Origin of the sequence: Erythrobacter sp. NAP1, assembly GCF_000152865.1 — a bacterium.
Lineage (GTDB): Bacteria > Pseudomonadota > Alphaproteobacteria > Sphingomonadales > Sphingomonadaceae > Erythrobacter.
In genome coordinates this window covers 1,640,674-1,655,478 of sequence record NZ_CH672390.1, presented here as the reverse complement: position 1 = coordinate 1,655,478, position 14,805 = coordinate 1,640,674, and the positions used below count along the sequence as shown (strand labels likewise).

Below are 14,805 nucleotides of genomic sequence, written 5' to 3'. Positions count from 1 at the left end.
TCTATTGCTCCGCCGCGAGGGCGCCCGATCCACCATCGGCGCGCTTCGTCTCGCAAGAATAGACCAGCCGCTCGTTCGGGCGGTCGGGCAGCTGCGCGATGAGGGCGCTTTGCTGCTCCGCTACTGTCCGGGCCGCATCGGTGACACCGCAGGCGGGCGGGTCGTAGGCGCTGCGAGCCTCGCGCGCGGCATCCATCTCCTGGCGTCCGAGCAGATAACGGTCGGTGCGGAAGGTGCGGGTGTCGGGATTGTAGGTGCTGATCGAGACCGCTGCTTCGTCGCCCGGCACAAGCACGCGAGTCCAGTCGCCGTTCATCAGTCCGTACTGAGTGCGCTCGTTGACGCAGCCGGTTGCAGCCCAGTCGAACTCCACGTCGTCGGTACGCGCACCAGTGACGCGGCTGCGGTCGGTGTCGAGCGTGCAAATTAGCGTACCGTCACCTGCGATGCTCGCACCCGGATCGCCCGCATCGGTAGGCGCGGGATCGTCCTCTCCCAAAAGCGCCGCGGTGCGCTCCTCGATCTCGGAATAGCCGGGGCGAGTGACCCACACGATCACCGTCGCGATCAGCGCCGCTCCTGCGACACCAGCGGCGATCATCGCGCGGTTTCTCAGCTCGGGCTTGTCGGCCAGTGAAGTGCGAAGCTGCCCCGCTGTGTATGCAGCGCCGATCGCCACCAGAAGTAGCACCATCGCGATAGCCATTGCGTTGTCGCGGCGCTCCATCACCTCGATCTGTGCCTGCAGCCGCGCCGCATCGCGCGCCTCGCGCAAGGCGCTTTCGCGGGCTGCGATGCGCTCCTGCGCCTCGGCGCGCTGTTGTTCGAAGCGAGCACGTTCAGCGGCGTTGAGCTCGTCAATCGAGCGGCAGGGAAGCGAATTGACGCGCGGCTGAATCTCGTTCTCGCGCAGAAACGGCATTAGCTCGCGCAGCGATACCGCGAAGTAGAACTCGGCATCCGACCCGTCCGAATCGGCACCGAAGCTGTTCACGCCCAGCACGCGTCCGCAACCATCGAGCAGCGGGCCGCCCGAATTGCCGCGCGCGATCGGTGCGGTGTGGAGTATCGTGTCGAACTGGCGGCTGGGCCGCTCGCCCGAAAGGAACCCGCGACTTTTCACCGGGGGCTGCGCGCGGAAGATGTCGCTCATCTCCAGCCCCTGCGCGAGGTCGACATTCATCGGGTAGCCGACCGCCGAGACCTCTCCCATGTCGCCCCCCCTGGCGCCCAATCCCGCGCCTGCCAGCGTAAGCGGTTCTAGACGAAGCGAACCGTCGGTTATCTCCAGCAGGGCAAGGTCGTTGCGCGGGCTCACCGCAATCGGCGTTGCAAAAGTCGCCGCATCGCCTTCGCTCGGCACGATGCCGATGCGCAAGGTGTCGTCGAGCAATGCCTCGCGGATAACGTGGGCATTGGTGACGATCTGCGTGGGCGAGACCGCAAAGCCGCTGCCATGCGTCACGGGGACGACCTCGTCCCCGCTGCGGTCGATCAGGACCACGCGCACGACCCCGCGTGCAGCCGCGTCGATATCGCCCGGATCGGCGGAGGCGGGCGCGGCAATCAATGCGAGGGCAATAATCGCCAGAGCTTTGCGGAAAAGTGCTATCATCACGCCCACTCTTATGCAGGCGCGAACATTGACCGCAAGCTTCGGGATGCGCTTAGTTGGGGGTGCTGCGACAAAGGCGCCATGGCACACGAACACACATTGACCGATGATCAGCGTTGGCAAATCGCGCTGGCCAAGGACCGCCGCTATGACGGGGCCTTTGTGACAGGCGTCCATTCGACCGGCATTTATTGCCGCCCCTCATGCCCGGCACGCGCGCCCTTGCGAAAAAATGTGCGCTTTTACGCCCGTCCTGCCGATGCCGAGGCAGCGGGCCTTCGCGCCTGCAAACGCTGTTCACCCAACACGCAAAGCGCCGAGGAAGCCTGCGTGCTCGCCGCAATTGCCGCGATCCGGGCTGATGGCGCGCAAACGCTGGACCAGTTGGCGGACCTCACCGGCTATTCGCCCACCCATTTCCAGCGGCTATTCAAGCGAACCGTGGGATTGTCTCCCGCCGCTTTCGCACGTGCGCTTCGCGAAGAACGCGTGCGCGGCGCGCTGGAAAGCGGGGCGAGCGTTACCGATGCGCTTTACGAGGCAGGCTATGCGAGCGCCTCGCGCTTCTACGACGATACGAAGGACAGGCTGGGCATGACGGCAAGCGACTGGAGCAAGGGCGGCGACGGCGTTCGCATCCACTGGAGCGTGATAGAAACCTCTCTCGGTGACATGCTGGTCGCTGCAACCGAAAAGGGCGTGTGCTGTCTCAGCTTCGGCGAAGGAGAGGAAGAGTTGCGCGCCCGCTTTCCCAAAGCAGAACTCGTAGAAGGCAACGACCAATTCCGCGAGCTGTTCGAGCAGGTCACGAAGGCGGTCGAACAGCCGGGCAGTGACAACTCGCACATTCCGCTCGACGTGAAAGGCACCGCATTCCAGCAGCGCTGCTGGGAGGCCTTGCGCAGGATCCCTGCGGGCGAGACGCGCAGCTACGGCGAACAGGCCGCAATGCTCGGAAATCCCAAAGCCAGCCGCGCCGTGGGCAGCGCGAATGGCGCAAACAACATCGCGGTGCTGATCCCGTGCCACCGCGTGGTGCAGGCTGACGGGTCGATTGGCGGCTATGCCTATGGGCCGGACATCAAGGCGGAATTGCTCAAACGCGAAGGCGCCAAGCAAGAGGAGTTGTTCTGAGATGACCAAGACCGAATTTGCAGCGCTTCACTGGGCGGGCGATCCGCTGGTGCTCTTCAATGTCTGGGATGCAGGAAGCGCCGTTGCGGTCGCGCGGGCAGGGGCGAGGGCGATTGCTACAGGCAGCCATTCGCTCGCTGGCGCGCAAGGCTATGACGACGGCGAGCACATCCCGTTCTCGCGCCTTACCGAAACCGCAAAGCAGATCGCTGACGCGGTCGACCTGCCGATCACCATCGACATGGAAGCAGGCTATGCGACCAATCTTGCCGAACTGGCGCACAACGCCGACGGGCTCACGCATGCTGGCGTCATCGGCTGCAACATCGAAGACCGCCTGATCCGCGCCGGAGGCCTGCGCGCCATCGACGAACAGGCTGAGCGTATCGCCACGGTCAATGCGGAAGGTCTGTTCGTGAACGCCCGCACCGACGTGTTCCTGAGCCCGCTGATGGAGGGCAAGGACCCCAACCAGGTCGAGCTTGTCTATGCCGCGATCGAGCGCGCTTCAGCCTATCGTTCAGCAGGGGCGGGCAGTTTCTTCATTCCCGGACTGAGCGACCCCGACCTGATCGCGCAGGTCTGCGACAAGGTCGCGCTTCCGGTAAACGTCATGCGCATGCCGGGCATGGTGAGCAATCACGAGCTTGCCAATCTTGGTGTTGCCCGCATCAGCTATGGCGGCGCCCCATGGCGCGACGCGATGGCAAGCGTCGAGGCGGCTGCGAAAGAAGCGTTTGCCTAGTTGATCGTATGCCAGCGGTTTTGCGCGAGCGGGCCAGCCCTTACTCGGGGTCGTTGGTCGGGCTGGGCGGCAAGTCGAGCACGATGATGGTGCCATGATCGGTCCCTCCGACCGACAGCTTTCCGCCGATGGAATCGACGAGCGAATTGACCATCGCACCGCCCAAGCCTCGCCGGTCGCCTTCGCCTTCCTCGCGCATCGCCTTGCGACGATCACGCAAAGACACGCTATCCTTCGGCCAGTTCAGTCCCTCGGGCAAGCCGACGCCGTCATCCTCAACGGTCAGCCGAACGAGCCCGCCTGCAAGGTTTTCGAGCCGCACGCGGATCATGCCAAGATCGCGGCCGACAAAGGCGTGCTCGAGGCTGTTCGTGAGGAACTCGGTGACAAGCAAGCCAAGTGTGGTCGCGGTGTTGACGGGAAGATTCACCTGATCGCACTCGACATTCATGCGGATTGCCTTGCGCCCATCGATCGCGGCCAGCGCGGCAGCGACCCGGCTGATATAGGCGCCTGCTGCAATCTCGTCGTCGGAGATTGTCGCGACCCCGCTGCCGGACAGTTCTTCGTAAAGCAGAGCCAGGCTTTGAACGCGGCTGGACAATGCTGCGAGCGCTTCCTTTGAGGCCTCGCTGCTTTCATGCATGCGGATCAGGCCGACGATCATCGCGAGGTGGTTTTTGACGCGGTGCTGAAGCTCGGACAGCAAGACGTCTTGCGAAGGGTCGGGCAATTCCTCTTCTTGACCCGTCAGGTCGCGCTGGATGCCCAGGAACGAGACGATGTCGCCTACATCGTTTCGGATTGGCGAGATGAGAAGCCGGTTTGTGAACTTCGTTCCATCGGCCTTGTAGTTGGCCAGATCTACCGTGATATCTTCGCCGTCTTCGAGGGCCTGTCGGATTTTCGCGACCGACCTGGGGTCGGTGTCATCGCCTTGCAGGAAGCGGCAATTGCGCCCCACCGTCATCTCTGCGCTGTATCCGGTGACAGCTGTAAATCGCTCATTGATGTAGAGGATCGGTTGATCTTCAAGCGTCGCGCTTGCAAGCACCATGGAGAACGGAAGCTTGGCGATTGCTTCGCCAAGGCGGGCCTCTGCAAACTCAGGGGGCATGTCCAGAAATCCTTACGGTTGCAAGCGTCAAGATAGATTTACATAGCTGATCTCGAATCGAAATGCGAGAAGGTCAGCGACCTTTCGAGCAACACATTGAAATCTGGTCGGGTTCGGGCTCTGAGAATGGCTGAACTCTTGCGCTTCTGATGCCGCTCGATATTTTTGCCGCCCGCTTGGAGGAGCAATGATGAGCGACAACACTTTCTTGGCCCGCGCCCTGTTCGACGCATTTCAATCCGGCGACACCGCCGCAGCACGCGCTTTGCTGTCGCCAGAATTCAGGGGCTCCCAAAATGGCGGCCCGCAAATGGACGCTGACACCTTGCTCGCGTTCTCGGGTGCGGTTTACGCCAAAGTCGCGAATTTCCGATATGAGGAGATCATGTGCGAGGCGACACCCAGCGGCTTCGTCGAAGAACATACGGTTCGAGGGCAATTGCCCGATGGCGGCGTCCTCGACCTGCGGCTTTGCGTCGTCGGGACAGTCGAGGGTGGCCAGATCACCGAGCTGCGCGAATATCTCGATAGCGCAGGAGCAGTTGGTTTGGCGAAGGCGCTCGCGGGCTGATAATATAATGAACCGATGCGTTCATTATTTCATTGCGTGATCGAAACAGTACCTCTACGGGCGCGGGCATGACCGATTTCCCCCTCGATCTCGCCACACAAATCACCAGCATTTCCGACACACGTCTCAAGGCTGAGGGCGGCGAGGCCTATTGGAATTTCCAGTCCGCTTTCGGCGGTTGGGCGCTCGCGCTCGGATACAGTGCCGTCGAGCAAGCGCGCCCGCAGGAGGCGATGCTGGCGAGCGTCACTGCAAACTTCCTGAAGCCTCTTCCGCACGAGGGTCTGATGGTCGATGTCAGACAGTTGCGACAGGGGAGGCGCACCAGCTTCCTTCGCGCTGAAATGGCGAAGGGCGACGCCTTTGATGAGCCAATCTTCGCAGCCGACTACGTGTTTTCGGACATGAAGGATAAGGCGCTCGATTACGCCTGCGAATTTCCCGAGGTTCTGGTGCCCGAGGACGCACCGCGTCTTCCCGAAACGCCGGGTCCGAAGTTCCTGAGCCGCTACGAACAGCGCGTGGCACTTGGCAAACCGTTTTCGGCGCAGGAGCGCCCGCATTCAGCGTTCTGGGTGCGCGACGCTGCGGGTCGGCCCTGGGATGAAAAGGCGCTTCTGGCCGTATCGGATACGCCGATGCCGCGGACCTTTTTTCTTGATCCTACACCGCGCTTTGGAGCAACGGTGACATACGATCTGCAAGTGTTCTGTACGCGCGCCGACCTGGCCGAGCAGGGCAGCGATTTCCTGCTGATCGAAGCGACCAGCGACCGGGTTTATTCCGGGCGCTTCTCTGCGACGACACGCATCTGGTCCGCGAGCCGGAAACTGCTCGCGATCTCCAACCAGCTTGCGTTCTACTAACACTTCCTCGCGTGCGGCAGGTGTTGCACGAAACCGAATTGTGAGGGCGTTGCACTGCGACTAGTGCAAGCGCGAACAGGAGGTTCGCCATGCTCCAACGCTTGCCTGCACCACTCGCCGCTGTCCTTCCGACGCTCCTGTCCTTGCTTACAATATGGGGCGCCCGCGCGCTGACGCACACCGCCTGGGCAGAGGCGAATGCAGGGTGGGCTGCTATCCTTTTCGCATGGGTCGTGACCGATGCGCTGATGCTCGTCGTGATCTGGAAAGCCCGCGATCGCAAGCCCGATCCGTTTCACATGCTCGCTGTTCTTTCGTTGGCCAGTGTAGTCGTGATTGCTGGAGCCGCGGCCCCCGTTCAGGCGGTTTATCTCGGCTTTCCCGAAGTGCTGCTGGCAGCCGCGATGACGCTCGCGATCTTCCTAGGCTGGTCGAGTTTGCGCATCGCGAAGGAATGGCGCGCCAAGGGGTCGATCATGGCTGGGCTGGAACGGGTTTTACCTGCGGCCCTGCTCCGTTTCGCACAAGCAGAACTGCGCGTCTTGGTACTGGGCCTCTTTCGCTGGGGCGCTCCGGCCGATGTGCCTGCAGGTTCGCGACCCTTCATTTATCACACCTATCTGACCCCGATGGTCGCCACCTTCCTCGCACTTCAGGTGATCGAGATTTCGGTCGTTCACTTGCTGCTGATGCTCTGGAGCCCGACGCTTGCATGGGTTCTTTTCGCCCTGAGCATCTGGGGCATCATCTGGACCGTTGCGCTGCTCAAGAGCTTCCGCATCAATCCAGTGCTAGTAACCGGCGAGGTCGTGCGCGTGCGCAGCGGGATGCTGTATGATTTCGAGGTTCCGATCCACCAGATCGCCGATGCGTCCACCGCCTTCACCAGCGAGGAGTTGCAGGACAAATCGGTCCTCAACCTTGCCCTGATGTCGGCGCCCAATGTGAGCCTGCGATTCGAGAACCCAGTCGTCTTCTCGACCGCTCTAGGCGGCGAGAAGCGCATTTCGGGCGTGGGACTGCGGCTTGATGACAGCGCCGGTTTTCTTGAGGCGCTGAGGCGCTAACCGTTCTTGATCGTCAGCCCGCCATCGACAGGAATGACCGCCCCGGTGATGAAGCTCGCTGAAGGCAGCACCAGCGACAAAGTGATGTGAGCGACCTCCTCGGGGTGACCATATCGGCGCAGGGGAACACGGCGCTTGGCGTAGATTTCCTTGTGCTCTTCTGGAATGCGCTCGGTTATGCCGGTACGGATCGGGCCGGGGCAGATCGCATTGACCGTGATCCCGTCGCGGCCCAGATCGACCGCCATTCCGCGCGTAAGGCCGATCACACCGTGCTTGGCAGCGACGTAAGGCGAATTGGTGGGTGTCGCGCCCAGTCCCTCGGTCGAGGCGATGTTGACGATGCGCGGGTGCTCGCTCTTGCGAAGATGCGGCATGGCGGCGCGGATGATCCGCTGATGGGCGGTGAGCAGCCCGGCAATGCTCTTGTCCCAGTAATCGGGATATTCGTCATCCTCGATCATCGCGTGAAGAGAAAAGCCTGCATTGTTGATGACGATGTCGAGCCCGCCGAACTGTTCGGCGATCTCGGCCACGCGTGCCTCAATCGCATCGCCGTCCATCACGTCCAGCGCTAGTGGAAATGCGCTGCCGGGATAGCCCGCTTCCGCAATCTCATTCGCCACCGCATCGCATTTAGACTGATCGAGATCGGTCACAGCGACGTGCGAGCCTTCTGAGGCAAACAGGTGAGCGGTCGCGCGGCCCATGCCGCTGGCAGCGCCGGTGATAAGCGCTCTGTGACCTGCGATCGAGCGGCTGAGAGGCTTGTACGGCTCCATCGTCGCCCTCCCGATCAATCGAGCTTGGGCGGAAAGCCGGGCTCGGCCTTGGCCATTGCGCGCTGATAGGCATCGCGCGAACCGATGCGCTGCAGCCACGCCTTGAGGTTAGGCATGTGATCGACACTCATGTCATTGAAAGCGCGCGCCGTCGTCAGCGAGAAGCCGAGCATGATGTCAGCGGTGGTCAGCGCCGAGCCGCCGAAATAATCAGCTTCACCCAGGCGCTTCTCGATATGAGCCCAAGCGTTCGTGACCCGCTTCATCAAAGGCGGGGGCATTTCAGCGCCGACGGCATTCACCGCAATCGTCATCATGCCGTTGGTCATCAAAGTCGCGTTGGCGAAATGGTACCAGTACAGGTGGTCGGCAAAGTCCGGGTGATCGGGGCCGGGGACTAGATCCGTATCGGGAGCATACTTGCCCACGATGTAATCCATGATCGCGCCGCTCTCGCCCAGCACGAGATCACCGTCGGTGATGACCGGCGCGATCTCCATGGGGTGAAGAGCTTTGAGCTCTGGCGGGGCAAGGCGTGTTTCTGGATCGCGATTGTAGAGCTTGAGGTCGTATTCGAGCCCTAGTTCCTCGCACAACCAGACGATGCGTTCGGACTGCGAAATGCGCAGGTGGTGGATGGTCAGCATGGCCGCAAAATTCCCCTCAAGACTTGGCGTTATTCGTTTCTCGCCCAGCTACTATCGGCAGGTGTCAGCGTGTCGAGGAATTTCTGTGCGGTCTCGAGGTAATCGGATTTCTTCGCATCATCCATCCGGTCCCAGTTCGAATAGATGCGCCCTATCCGGTGATTGCTTTCCAACCGGTCGCGGTGGCGGTCCATGAAGTGCCAGTAGAGCGGGTTGAAGGGGCACGCGCCATCGCCGGTCTTCTTGCTGACCGAGTAGCTGCATTCCTTGCAGTAATCGGACATCTTGTTGATGTAATTCCCGCTCGCCGCATAAGGCTTGGTCGCGAGATTTCCGCCGTCGGCGTAGAGGATCATGCCCGACACATTGGGCAATTCCACCCACTCATACGCATCGGCATAGACTGCGAGATACCAGTCCTGCACGTCGCGCGGATTGATCCCGGCGAGAAGGCAGAAATTGCCAAGCACCATCAGGCGCTGGATGTGGTGCGCGTGCGCATTGTCGTGGGTCGACCGGATGCAGTCAGCGAGGCAGCGCATATCGGTCTCGCCAGTCCAGAAGAACTCCGGGAGAGCTCGCTGTGCGTTAAGCTTGTTGTCGCTTTCGAGGCCCGGCATGTGCAGCCAGTAAAACCCGCGAATGTATTCGCGCCAGCCAATGATCTGACGAATGAAGCCCTCGACCGAATTGATCGGGGCTTTGCCGTCTTCGTAGGCCTGCTCGGCGCGTTTGCAGAGTTCGACGGGATCGAGCAGGCCAAGGTTGATGCTGGTCGAGAGCATCGAATGGTACATGTCATCGGAGCCATGGACCATCGCGTCCTGAAAGGGTCCAAATTTCTCGATCCTCTCCGCAAAGAAGGCATCGGCGGCTTTCGCGGCTTCTTCACTTGTGACGGGCCATTCGAACTTTTCGAGGCTGCCGAAATGGTCGCCGAACTTGTCATCGACCAGTTTCATGACGTCGCGCGTGATGTCGTCGGGCTCGAACTTTGGGACGGGCGGTGGGTCCATCTCGTCTTTAGGCGGTTCGCGATTGTCCTTGTCGTAGTTCCAGTCGCCGCCTTTGGGCTTGCCGTCATCGGTCATCAGCAGGCCGGTCTTGCGGCGCATCTCGCGGTAGAAATGCTCCATCGTGAGGTGCTTGCGATCCTCGGCCCAGTCGCGGAACTCGGCGTGAGTGGCGATGAAGCGGTCGTCAGGAAGGATTTCAACCTCGCAGGCGAACTTGTCCGGCCATTCCTCGATAGCCTGCTGCACGCGCCATTCGCCCGCCTCGACCACGCGGATCATCGATGGATCGTGCCGCTCGACCGCGCGCGCGACCTCGCCGGTGAAGCTGCCCGCATTGTCTTCGTCGGTGAGTTTGACGTAGTCGACGCTCCAGCCTGCGTCCTCAAGCTCGGCGGCGAAGTGGCGCATAGCGGAAAAGATCAGCGTGATCTTTTGCTTGTGGTGCTTGACGTAGGTCGCCTCGTCCCAGACCTCCATCATAAGGATGACGGTGTTGTCCTTGGTCTGCCCGCGAAGCGAGGCAAGGGTGCGGGTCAGCTGGTCGCCGAGGACCGGTACGAGAACAGGATTTTCGGAAGGCATGCCTTAGCTACGCGCGGGGCCGCGAAAGGTTGCCGGTTCAAGTTACATTCCGGGTATCTTCGCAAGCTCATTCACCACCACCGCATCGGCAGGCGGTGGTGTGTATCCGAAGTCACTACTTACAAAGCCTTCGGGAGGAGCGAAGGTGAAATTGACCGTCGGGGATTTCACCAGCGCCGAGCCTTTGCAGCTGCGATCATGCTCTAGGTGGCCATCCTTGCGAAAGGCTTCGATTGCGGCTTCCGGGGTATCGCGGAAGTAAATTTCAGGTCGATTATGGCCAGTTGGACCGGTTAGCCAGCGATAGACCGTGGGTGACCGCTCGCTCAAATGGGCCATCCAGGCACCAACCACCTCGTCGGCGTGAAAGCCTGTCAGCTGCTGGGGGCCTTCAACGGCGAATGGCGCTTTCGTGCTGACCTTGTAGCGCCAGACATCGCAGCCTCGAGGGCCAAGCGCCTGCTGGATCGCGATCATCACGTACCAGGTCTTGGTCGGCTTTTCGGCGTCCTGCGCGGACTCAGCCGGAGCAGGGTCAGGCGACTGCGCAAATGCGCCAGCGCTCGCAAAAACGATGGCGGCGGCAGTCAGTTTCACCAATTTGCTCACAGGCGGCTCCCATCAGTCATACTCGCAGCATGACAGGTGGGCGTAACCAGAGGCTTAAGGGCAATCGTGCCTAGACGAAGCTGTAGGGGTCAATGTCGACGCCGACACGGATGCCGGGGGCGAAGTCCTGCCTGCCGATCCAGTCGCGCAGCATGCCTTGCAAGTTGGCGCTGCGCCGAGCGTTGATTAGGAAGCGGTAGCGATATCGGTTCCTCAGGAGCGCAAGTGGGGCAGGCGCGGGGCCTAGGATCATGAGGTCGTCGAGATGTGGGCGGGAATCGCCGAGCCGGGCGGCTGCCTCGCGCGCTTCGCGCTCGTCTTCGGAAGAGAGGATGATCGAGGCCCAGCGACCGAAGGGCGGCGCACCGGCATCGCGCCTCGCATCGGTTTCGGCCTCGTAAAAGGCATCACGGTCGCCGTTGGCGAGGGCTGCGATTACCGCGGCGTCGGGATGGCGGGTTTGGATCAGTACTTCGCCCGGCTTCGCGCCGCGTCCTGCGCGGCCGGCAACTTGCGCGACTTGCTGATAGGTGCGCTCAGCCGCGCGCAAGTCGCCGCCCTCAAGGCCGAGATCGGCATCGACCACGCCAACGAGGGTCAGCTCGGGGAAATGGAAGCCCTTGGTGACGAGCTGCGTGCCGACGATCACGTCGATCGCCCTGGCTTCGACCTGTGCGAGGAATTCCGCGGCACGGGCAGGGGAGCCGAGCGTGTCTGACGTGGCTACAGCGACACGCGCCTCTGGGAAAAGCTCGCTTACCTCGTCCGCGATCCGCTCGACGCCGGGACCGCAGGCCACGAGGCAATCGGCCTCGCCGCATTCGGGGCAGGCATCCGGCGGACGCGTCTCCAAGCCGCAATGGTGGCAGGCGAGGCGCGCGGAGAGCCGATGTTCGACCAGCCAGGCGCTGCAATTGGGGCACTGGAACCGGTGCCCGCAATTGCGGCACAAGGTGAGCGGTGCATATCCCCGGCGGTTGAGGAAAAGGAGCGATTGCTCACCTGCTTCCAGCCGCGCTTCGAGCCCTTCGATCAGCGGCGCAGCGAGCCAGCGACCGCTCGCGGGTTTCTCTATCGTGAGGTCAACCAGCTTGATCGCGGGCAGCTGCGCACCGCCAAAACGGCTGGGTAGCTCAAGCTTTGTGTAAGTGCCCGTATTCGCCATATGCAGGCTTTCGAGCGCGGGCGTTGCGCTCGCCAAGACCACAGGAATTTCCTCGAACCGTGCGCGCATTACCGAGACGTCGCGGGCGTTGTAGCGCACGCCGTCATCCTGCTTGAAACTGATCTCGTGCGCTTCGTCGACGACGATCAGGCCAAGGTCGGCATAAGGCAGGAACAGGGCCGAGCGCGCTCCAACAATCACTTGCGCTTCGCCCGTGCTGATCGCGCGCCAGGCTCGGCGCCGTTCGGTCGATTTGAGCGAGGAGTGCCATTGGACGGGCGCCGCTCCAAAGCGGTCCTCGAAGCGGGTCAGGAAATTCTCGGTCAGCGCGATTTCAGGAAGCAGGACGAGCACCTGCCGCCCCATGCGCAGCGCTTCGGCGACCGGCTCGAAATAGGTTTCAGTTTTGCCTGATCCGGTCACTCCGTCGAGCAGGAAGGGTTCGAACTTGCGTGCTTCGACTGCCTTCACCAACTGCTTGGCCACGCGCATCTGGTCGTCGGACAAGGCCGGCTGGTGGTGGTCTGCGTCGGCGCGGTCATAGGGGCGGTCGATGGAAACCGTCACCGGCTCAATCACTCCCTGATTGACCAGCCCGCGCAGAACCCCTTCGGATACTTCTGCGATGCCTGAAAGCTCGCGGATCGTGCCTTGCTCGCCTTCGAGCGCCTCAATTGCTGCAGCGCGCTGCGGTGTCATGCGTTCGGGCGTTCCGCCAGACAGGCGATATTCGGTCGTGGTGGTCGGGCCGCCCAATGCACCCCCGCTGGACAGCACCATGCGCGCAACGCTTGCAAGCGGAGCGCAGTAATAGTCGGCGGTCCATTCGATCAAGCGGCGCAGAGGCTCCGACAGAGGCGGCACCGGCACCACTTCGCGCAATGCGCGCAGCTTCGATGCGTCCACCTCCGCCCCCGGCAGGCGCCCTTCATCCCAGACAATTCCCGTCACGGTGCGCGGGCCCAGCGGTGCGATCACGACGCTGCCCGGCTCGACCTCCATGCCTTCTGCAAGCTTGTAGTCGAGCGCGCCCAATGCGGCATTCAAAACAAGGAGTCGGACGCGGTTCATCGGAACCGGAACATAGGGAGGGTGGTTACGAATAAAAACGCGAGGATCGCAGATATGAACGCAATTGACCCCAACACGCTCAACCGGCGGCGCTTCCTCGGAACCGGTCTCGCCGGTGCAGCCCTGCTCGCGCTCCCCGCCTGCGCTTCTTACCCGGGCGGCATCAGCATGACAGAGGTGATCCGCCGCCTGCTCTTGCGCGCCAGTGAAAACGCCTTTGCGCGGCTCACTGCGCCAGATGGCTATTGGGACGAACAAGTTGCGCGCATTGGGCTGGGCAGCCTTCTGGGGACGCGCGGCGATGCGCTTACTCGTATCCTTACTTCGACCCTGTTCAAGGACCGGCTCGAAGGCGTTTTCGCCGACATCGCGATCGAGGGTTCCTACGTCGCCGCACCGATCGTGCGCGATGCGGTCGACATTATTGGTCCAGCAGCCGCGATCGAGCTTGTTCGCGGAGGACCGCAGGCTGCCACGCAAGCGCTTCGCGGAGAGCTGGGTGGGCGGCTCATCGACGAAATGGTCCCCGAGCTTGGCGACGCGATCCGCATTGCCAACGATCCGCTGGTGGCCGAGCTGCTCAACGCTGCCACGGGCACCGACATTGGCGGGATTGCGGGCCGCATGGCCGACACGATCGACAGCGCCATCTGGAGCGAGATTGGCCGCGAGGAAGCCGCAATCCGTGCCAATCCCGAAACCACCCGCGATCCCGTACTAATCGGCGTTTTTGGAGCTGCGGCGCGGATCTGATCCTACTGGCCTCGCAACAGGGCGATAAGAGGACCTGCGAGGGCCTCTACCGCCTGCTGCCCGCCACCGTTGAGGAAGACGAAAGTTTCGTTTCGCCGTCCTTCGTCGTTGAAGCTGAAGAGCTCGAAGCCGCGCTCGGACCCGTCGACGCTCGCGTTGATCTGCCGAAAATGCGCGGCGTGTTCCGCACTGAGAACGCCGCCGTCGGTGACATAGGCGTAAAAGTTTCGAAGGTCGGAGAGATTTGAATACATCCCGCCGCTGCCGAGCACGAGCCAGCTTGTCGGACCCCAGTTTGGCGGGATGTTGGGAAGGCCCACCTGCTTGCCGCCGCCCACTGCGAAATCCTCGAGTTGGTGCTCGCCGCGCTCGCCATAATCGCCGGTGCGCGTCATCCCGGCCGGTTCGAAGAAGCGCGAGCGAAGAAATTGCGCGTAAGGCTCTCCGCTCACCCGTTCGACAATCGCCGAGGCAAGCCCAAAGGCCCAATGCGAATGCGCCTCGCTTTCGCCCGGAGCAAACAGCAGCGGTGTCTGCATCGTGCGCCGTTCGAACTCGGCGCGATCAATCCAGGTCAGGTCCGCATCCGCGTCGCCGGGCTGGGCGGGAAAATCGGGGAGGCCCGACTGGCCTGTCAGCATATGCCGGATCGTCATTCCCGCGCGGTCGGCTGGCGCGTCGGGATAATACTTGTCGAGCCTGTCATCGAGCGACAGCTTGCCTTCGTCTGCGAGGAGGAAAATCGCCGCCTTGGTGAAGTCGATCGGCCGCGAGCCTATGCCGAAGATCGTATCGACTTCATTGGCTCGTCCGCTTGCCGGGTTGGCGACGCCATAGGCTTTTTCGACCACGGGCTCTCCATCCATTTGAACGTAGACAACGCCGGAATAGCCGCCTTGCGTCATGATCGCATCGAGCTGTGCATCGAGGTCGGCCCTCGTAAGCTCGACGCCTGAAGCCTCCGTTTCTTGCGCGTGCCCAAGCGTGGGTGTGGAAAGCGCAACCATCGCGGCGAAGCAGATGGCGAAGGGGCGCGGGGTGACTAGCATTGCGGATATCCCTTTT

General features: G+C 62.1%; 14 protein-coding genes. 6 read left to right on the top strand and 8 right to left on the bottom strand.

Annotated features, from left to right (window positions below):
* Nucleotide 1 precedes the first annotated feature (1 nt).
* Nucleotides 2–1,615, bottom strand: a complete 1,614-nt coding sequence (locus NAP1_RS07955; protein WP_007164751.1) for a trypsin-like peptidase domain-containing protein — start codon at nt 1,613–1,615, stop codon at nt 2–4.
* Nucleotides 1,616–1,696: 81 nt separating this feature from the next.
* On the opposite strand from NAP1_RS07955, the gene ada reads away from it, so the two are divergent.
* Entirely contained in the window at nt 1,697–2,749 is a 1,053-nt protein-coding gene (ada, locus tag NAP1_RS07950; RefSeq protein WP_007164750.1) for a bifunctional DNA-binding transcriptional regulator/O6-methylguanine-DNA methyltransferase Ada, read from the top strand.
* A 1-nt stretch (nt 2,750) separates the two neighbouring features.
* Complete coding sequence (locus NAP1_RS07945; protein WP_007164749.1) at nt 2,751–3,494, top strand: isocitrate lyase/phosphoenolpyruvate mutase family protein; 744 nt, start codon at nt 2,751–2,753, stop codon at nt 3,492–3,494.
* Nucleotides 3,495–3,534: 40 nt separating this feature from the next.
* Here the strand turns inward: NAP1_RS07945 and NAP1_RS07940 are convergent, their stop codons facing one another.
* Entirely contained in the window at nt 3,535–4,611 is a 1,077-nt protein-coding gene (locus NAP1_RS07940) for a PAS domain-containing protein (protein ID WP_007164748.1), read from the bottom strand.
* 190 nt (nt 4,612–4,801) lie between these two features.
* Here NAP1_RS07940 and NAP1_RS07935 point away from each other — a divergent pair, with 190 nt between their 5' ends.
* The 3 genes from NAP1_RS07935 to NAP1_RS07925 all read left to right on the top strand — a co-directional run bounded on the left by NAP1_RS07935 (nt 4,802) and on the right by NAP1_RS07925 (nt 7,115).
* Entirely contained in the window at nt 4,802–5,182 is a 381-nt protein-coding gene (locus NAP1_RS07935; RefSeq protein ID WP_156777221.1) for a nuclear transport factor 2 family protein, read from the top strand.
* Nucleotides 5,183–5,250: 68 nt separating this feature from the next.
* Entirely contained in the window at nt 5,251–6,048 is a 798-nt protein-coding gene (locus tag NAP1_RS07930; protein ID WP_007164746.1) for a thioesterase family protein, read from the top strand.
* 89 nt (nt 6,049–6,137) lie between these two features.
* On the top strand, nt 6,138–7,115 hold the full coding sequence (locus tag NAP1_RS07925; RefSeq protein ID WP_007164745.1) for a hypothetical protein: 978 nt from the start codon (nt 6,138–6,140) through the stop codon (nt 7,113–7,115).
* Here the strand turns inward: NAP1_RS07925 and NAP1_RS07920 are convergent.
* The 5 genes from NAP1_RS07920 to NAP1_RS07900 form a co-directional block, all read right to left on the bottom strand.
* Nucleotides 7,112–7,897: an SDR family NAD(P)-dependent oxidoreductase gene (locus NAP1_RS07920; RefSeq protein WP_007164744.1), complete on the bottom strand. Its 786-nt coding sequence runs from the start codon at nt 7,895–7,897 to the stop codon at nt 7,112–7,114. The genes NAP1_RS07925 and NAP1_RS07920 overlap by 4 nt on opposite strands.
* 14 nt (nt 7,898–7,911) lie before the next feature.
* Entirely contained in the window at nt 7,912–8,544 is a 633-nt protein-coding gene (locus tag NAP1_RS07915; protein ID WP_007164743.1) for a glutathione S-transferase family protein, read from the bottom strand.
* 29 nt (nt 8,545–8,573) lie between these two features.
* Nucleotides 8,574–10,142 (bottom strand): cryptochrome/photolyase family protein, encoded by a 1,569-nt coding sequence (locus NAP1_RS07910; RefSeq protein ID WP_007164742.1) that lies wholly within the window; start codon nt 10,140–10,142, stop codon nt 8,574–8,576.
* Nucleotides 10,143–10,184: 42 nt separating this feature from the next.
* Nucleotides 10,185–10,751: a hypothetical protein gene (locus NAP1_RS07905; RefSeq protein ID WP_007164741.1), complete on the bottom strand. Its 567-nt coding sequence runs from the start codon at nt 10,749–10,751 to the stop codon at nt 10,185–10,187.
* Between the two features lie 70 nt (nt 10,752–10,821).
* Nucleotides 10,822–12,987: a primosomal protein N' gene (locus tag NAP1_RS07900; RefSeq protein WP_007164740.1), complete on the bottom strand. Its 2,166-nt coding sequence runs from the start codon at nt 12,985–12,987 to the stop codon at nt 10,822–10,824.
* 54 nt (nt 12,988–13,041) lie between these two features.
* Here NAP1_RS07900 and NAP1_RS07895 point away from each other — a divergent pair, with 54 nt between their 5' ends.
* A complete protein-coding gene (locus NAP1_RS07895; RefSeq protein ID WP_007164739.1) occupies nt 13,042–13,740 on the top strand; it encodes a DUF4197 family protein in 699 nt (232 codons plus the stop codon).
* Nucleotides 13,741–13,742: 2 nt separating this feature from the next.
* On the opposite strand, the gene NAP1_RS07890 is transcribed toward NAP1_RS07895, so the two are convergent.
* Nucleotides 13,743–14,789: a serine hydrolase gene (locus NAP1_RS07890; RefSeq protein ID WP_007164738.1), complete on the bottom strand. Its 1,047-nt coding sequence runs from the start codon at nt 14,787–14,789 to the stop codon at nt 13,743–13,745.
* Nucleotides 14,790–14,805: the final 16 nt, after the last annotated feature.

What these genes read in the sequence shown, in the direction of transcription:
- NAP1_RS07955 (WP_007164751.1), bottom strand. Translation starts at nt 1,615, where the DNA reads ATGATAGCACTTTTCCGCAAAGCTCTGGCGATTATTGCCCTCGCATTG.
- NAP1_RS07910 (WP_007164742.1), bottom strand. Translation starts at nt 10,142, where the DNA reads ATGCCTTCCGAAAATCCTGTTCTCGTACCGGTCCTCGGCGACCAGCTG.
- ada (WP_007164750.1), top strand. Translation starts at nt 1,697, where the DNA reads ATGGCACACGAACACACATTGACCGATGATCAGCGTTGGCAAATCGCG.
- NAP1_RS07900 (WP_007164740.1), bottom strand. Translation starts at nt 12,987, where the DNA reads ATGAACCGCGTCCGACTCCTTGTTTTGAATGCCGCATTGGGCGCGCTC.
- NAP1_RS07935 (WP_156777221.1), top strand. Translation starts at nt 4,802, where the DNA reads ATGAGCGACAACACTTTCTTGGCCCGCGCCCTGTTCGACGCATTTCAA.
- NAP1_RS07915 (WP_007164743.1), bottom strand. Translation starts at nt 8,544, where the DNA reads ATGCTGACCATCCACCACCTGCGCATTTCGCAGTCCGAACGCATCGTC.
- NAP1_RS07940 (WP_007164748.1), bottom strand. Translation starts at nt 4,611, where the DNA reads ATGCCCCCTGAGTTTGCAGAGGCCCGCCTTGGCGAAGCAATCGCCAAG.
- NAP1_RS07925 (WP_007164745.1), top strand. Translation starts at nt 6,138, where the DNA reads ATGCTCCAACGCTTGCCTGCACCACTCGCCGCTGTCCTTCCGACGCTC.
- NAP1_RS07930 (WP_007164746.1), top strand. Translation starts at nt 5,251, where the DNA reads ATGACCGATTTCCCCCTCGATCTCGCCACACAAATCACCAGCATTTCC.
- NAP1_RS07945 (WP_007164749.1), top strand. Translation starts at nt 2,751, where the DNA reads ATGACCAAGACCGAATTTGCAGCGCTTCACTGGGCGGGCGATCCGCTG.
- NAP1_RS07890 (WP_007164738.1), bottom strand. Translation starts at nt 14,789, where the DNA reads ATGCTAGTCACCCCGCGCCCCTTCGCCATCTGCTTCGCCGCGATGGTT.
- NAP1_RS07895 (WP_007164739.1), top strand. Translation starts at nt 13,042, where the DNA reads ATGAACGCAATTGACCCCAACACGCTCAACCGGCGGCGCTTCCTCGGA.
- NAP1_RS07920 (WP_007164744.1), bottom strand. Translation starts at nt 7,897, where the DNA reads ATGGAGCCGTACAAGCCTCTCAGCCGCTCGATCGCAGGTCACAGAGCG.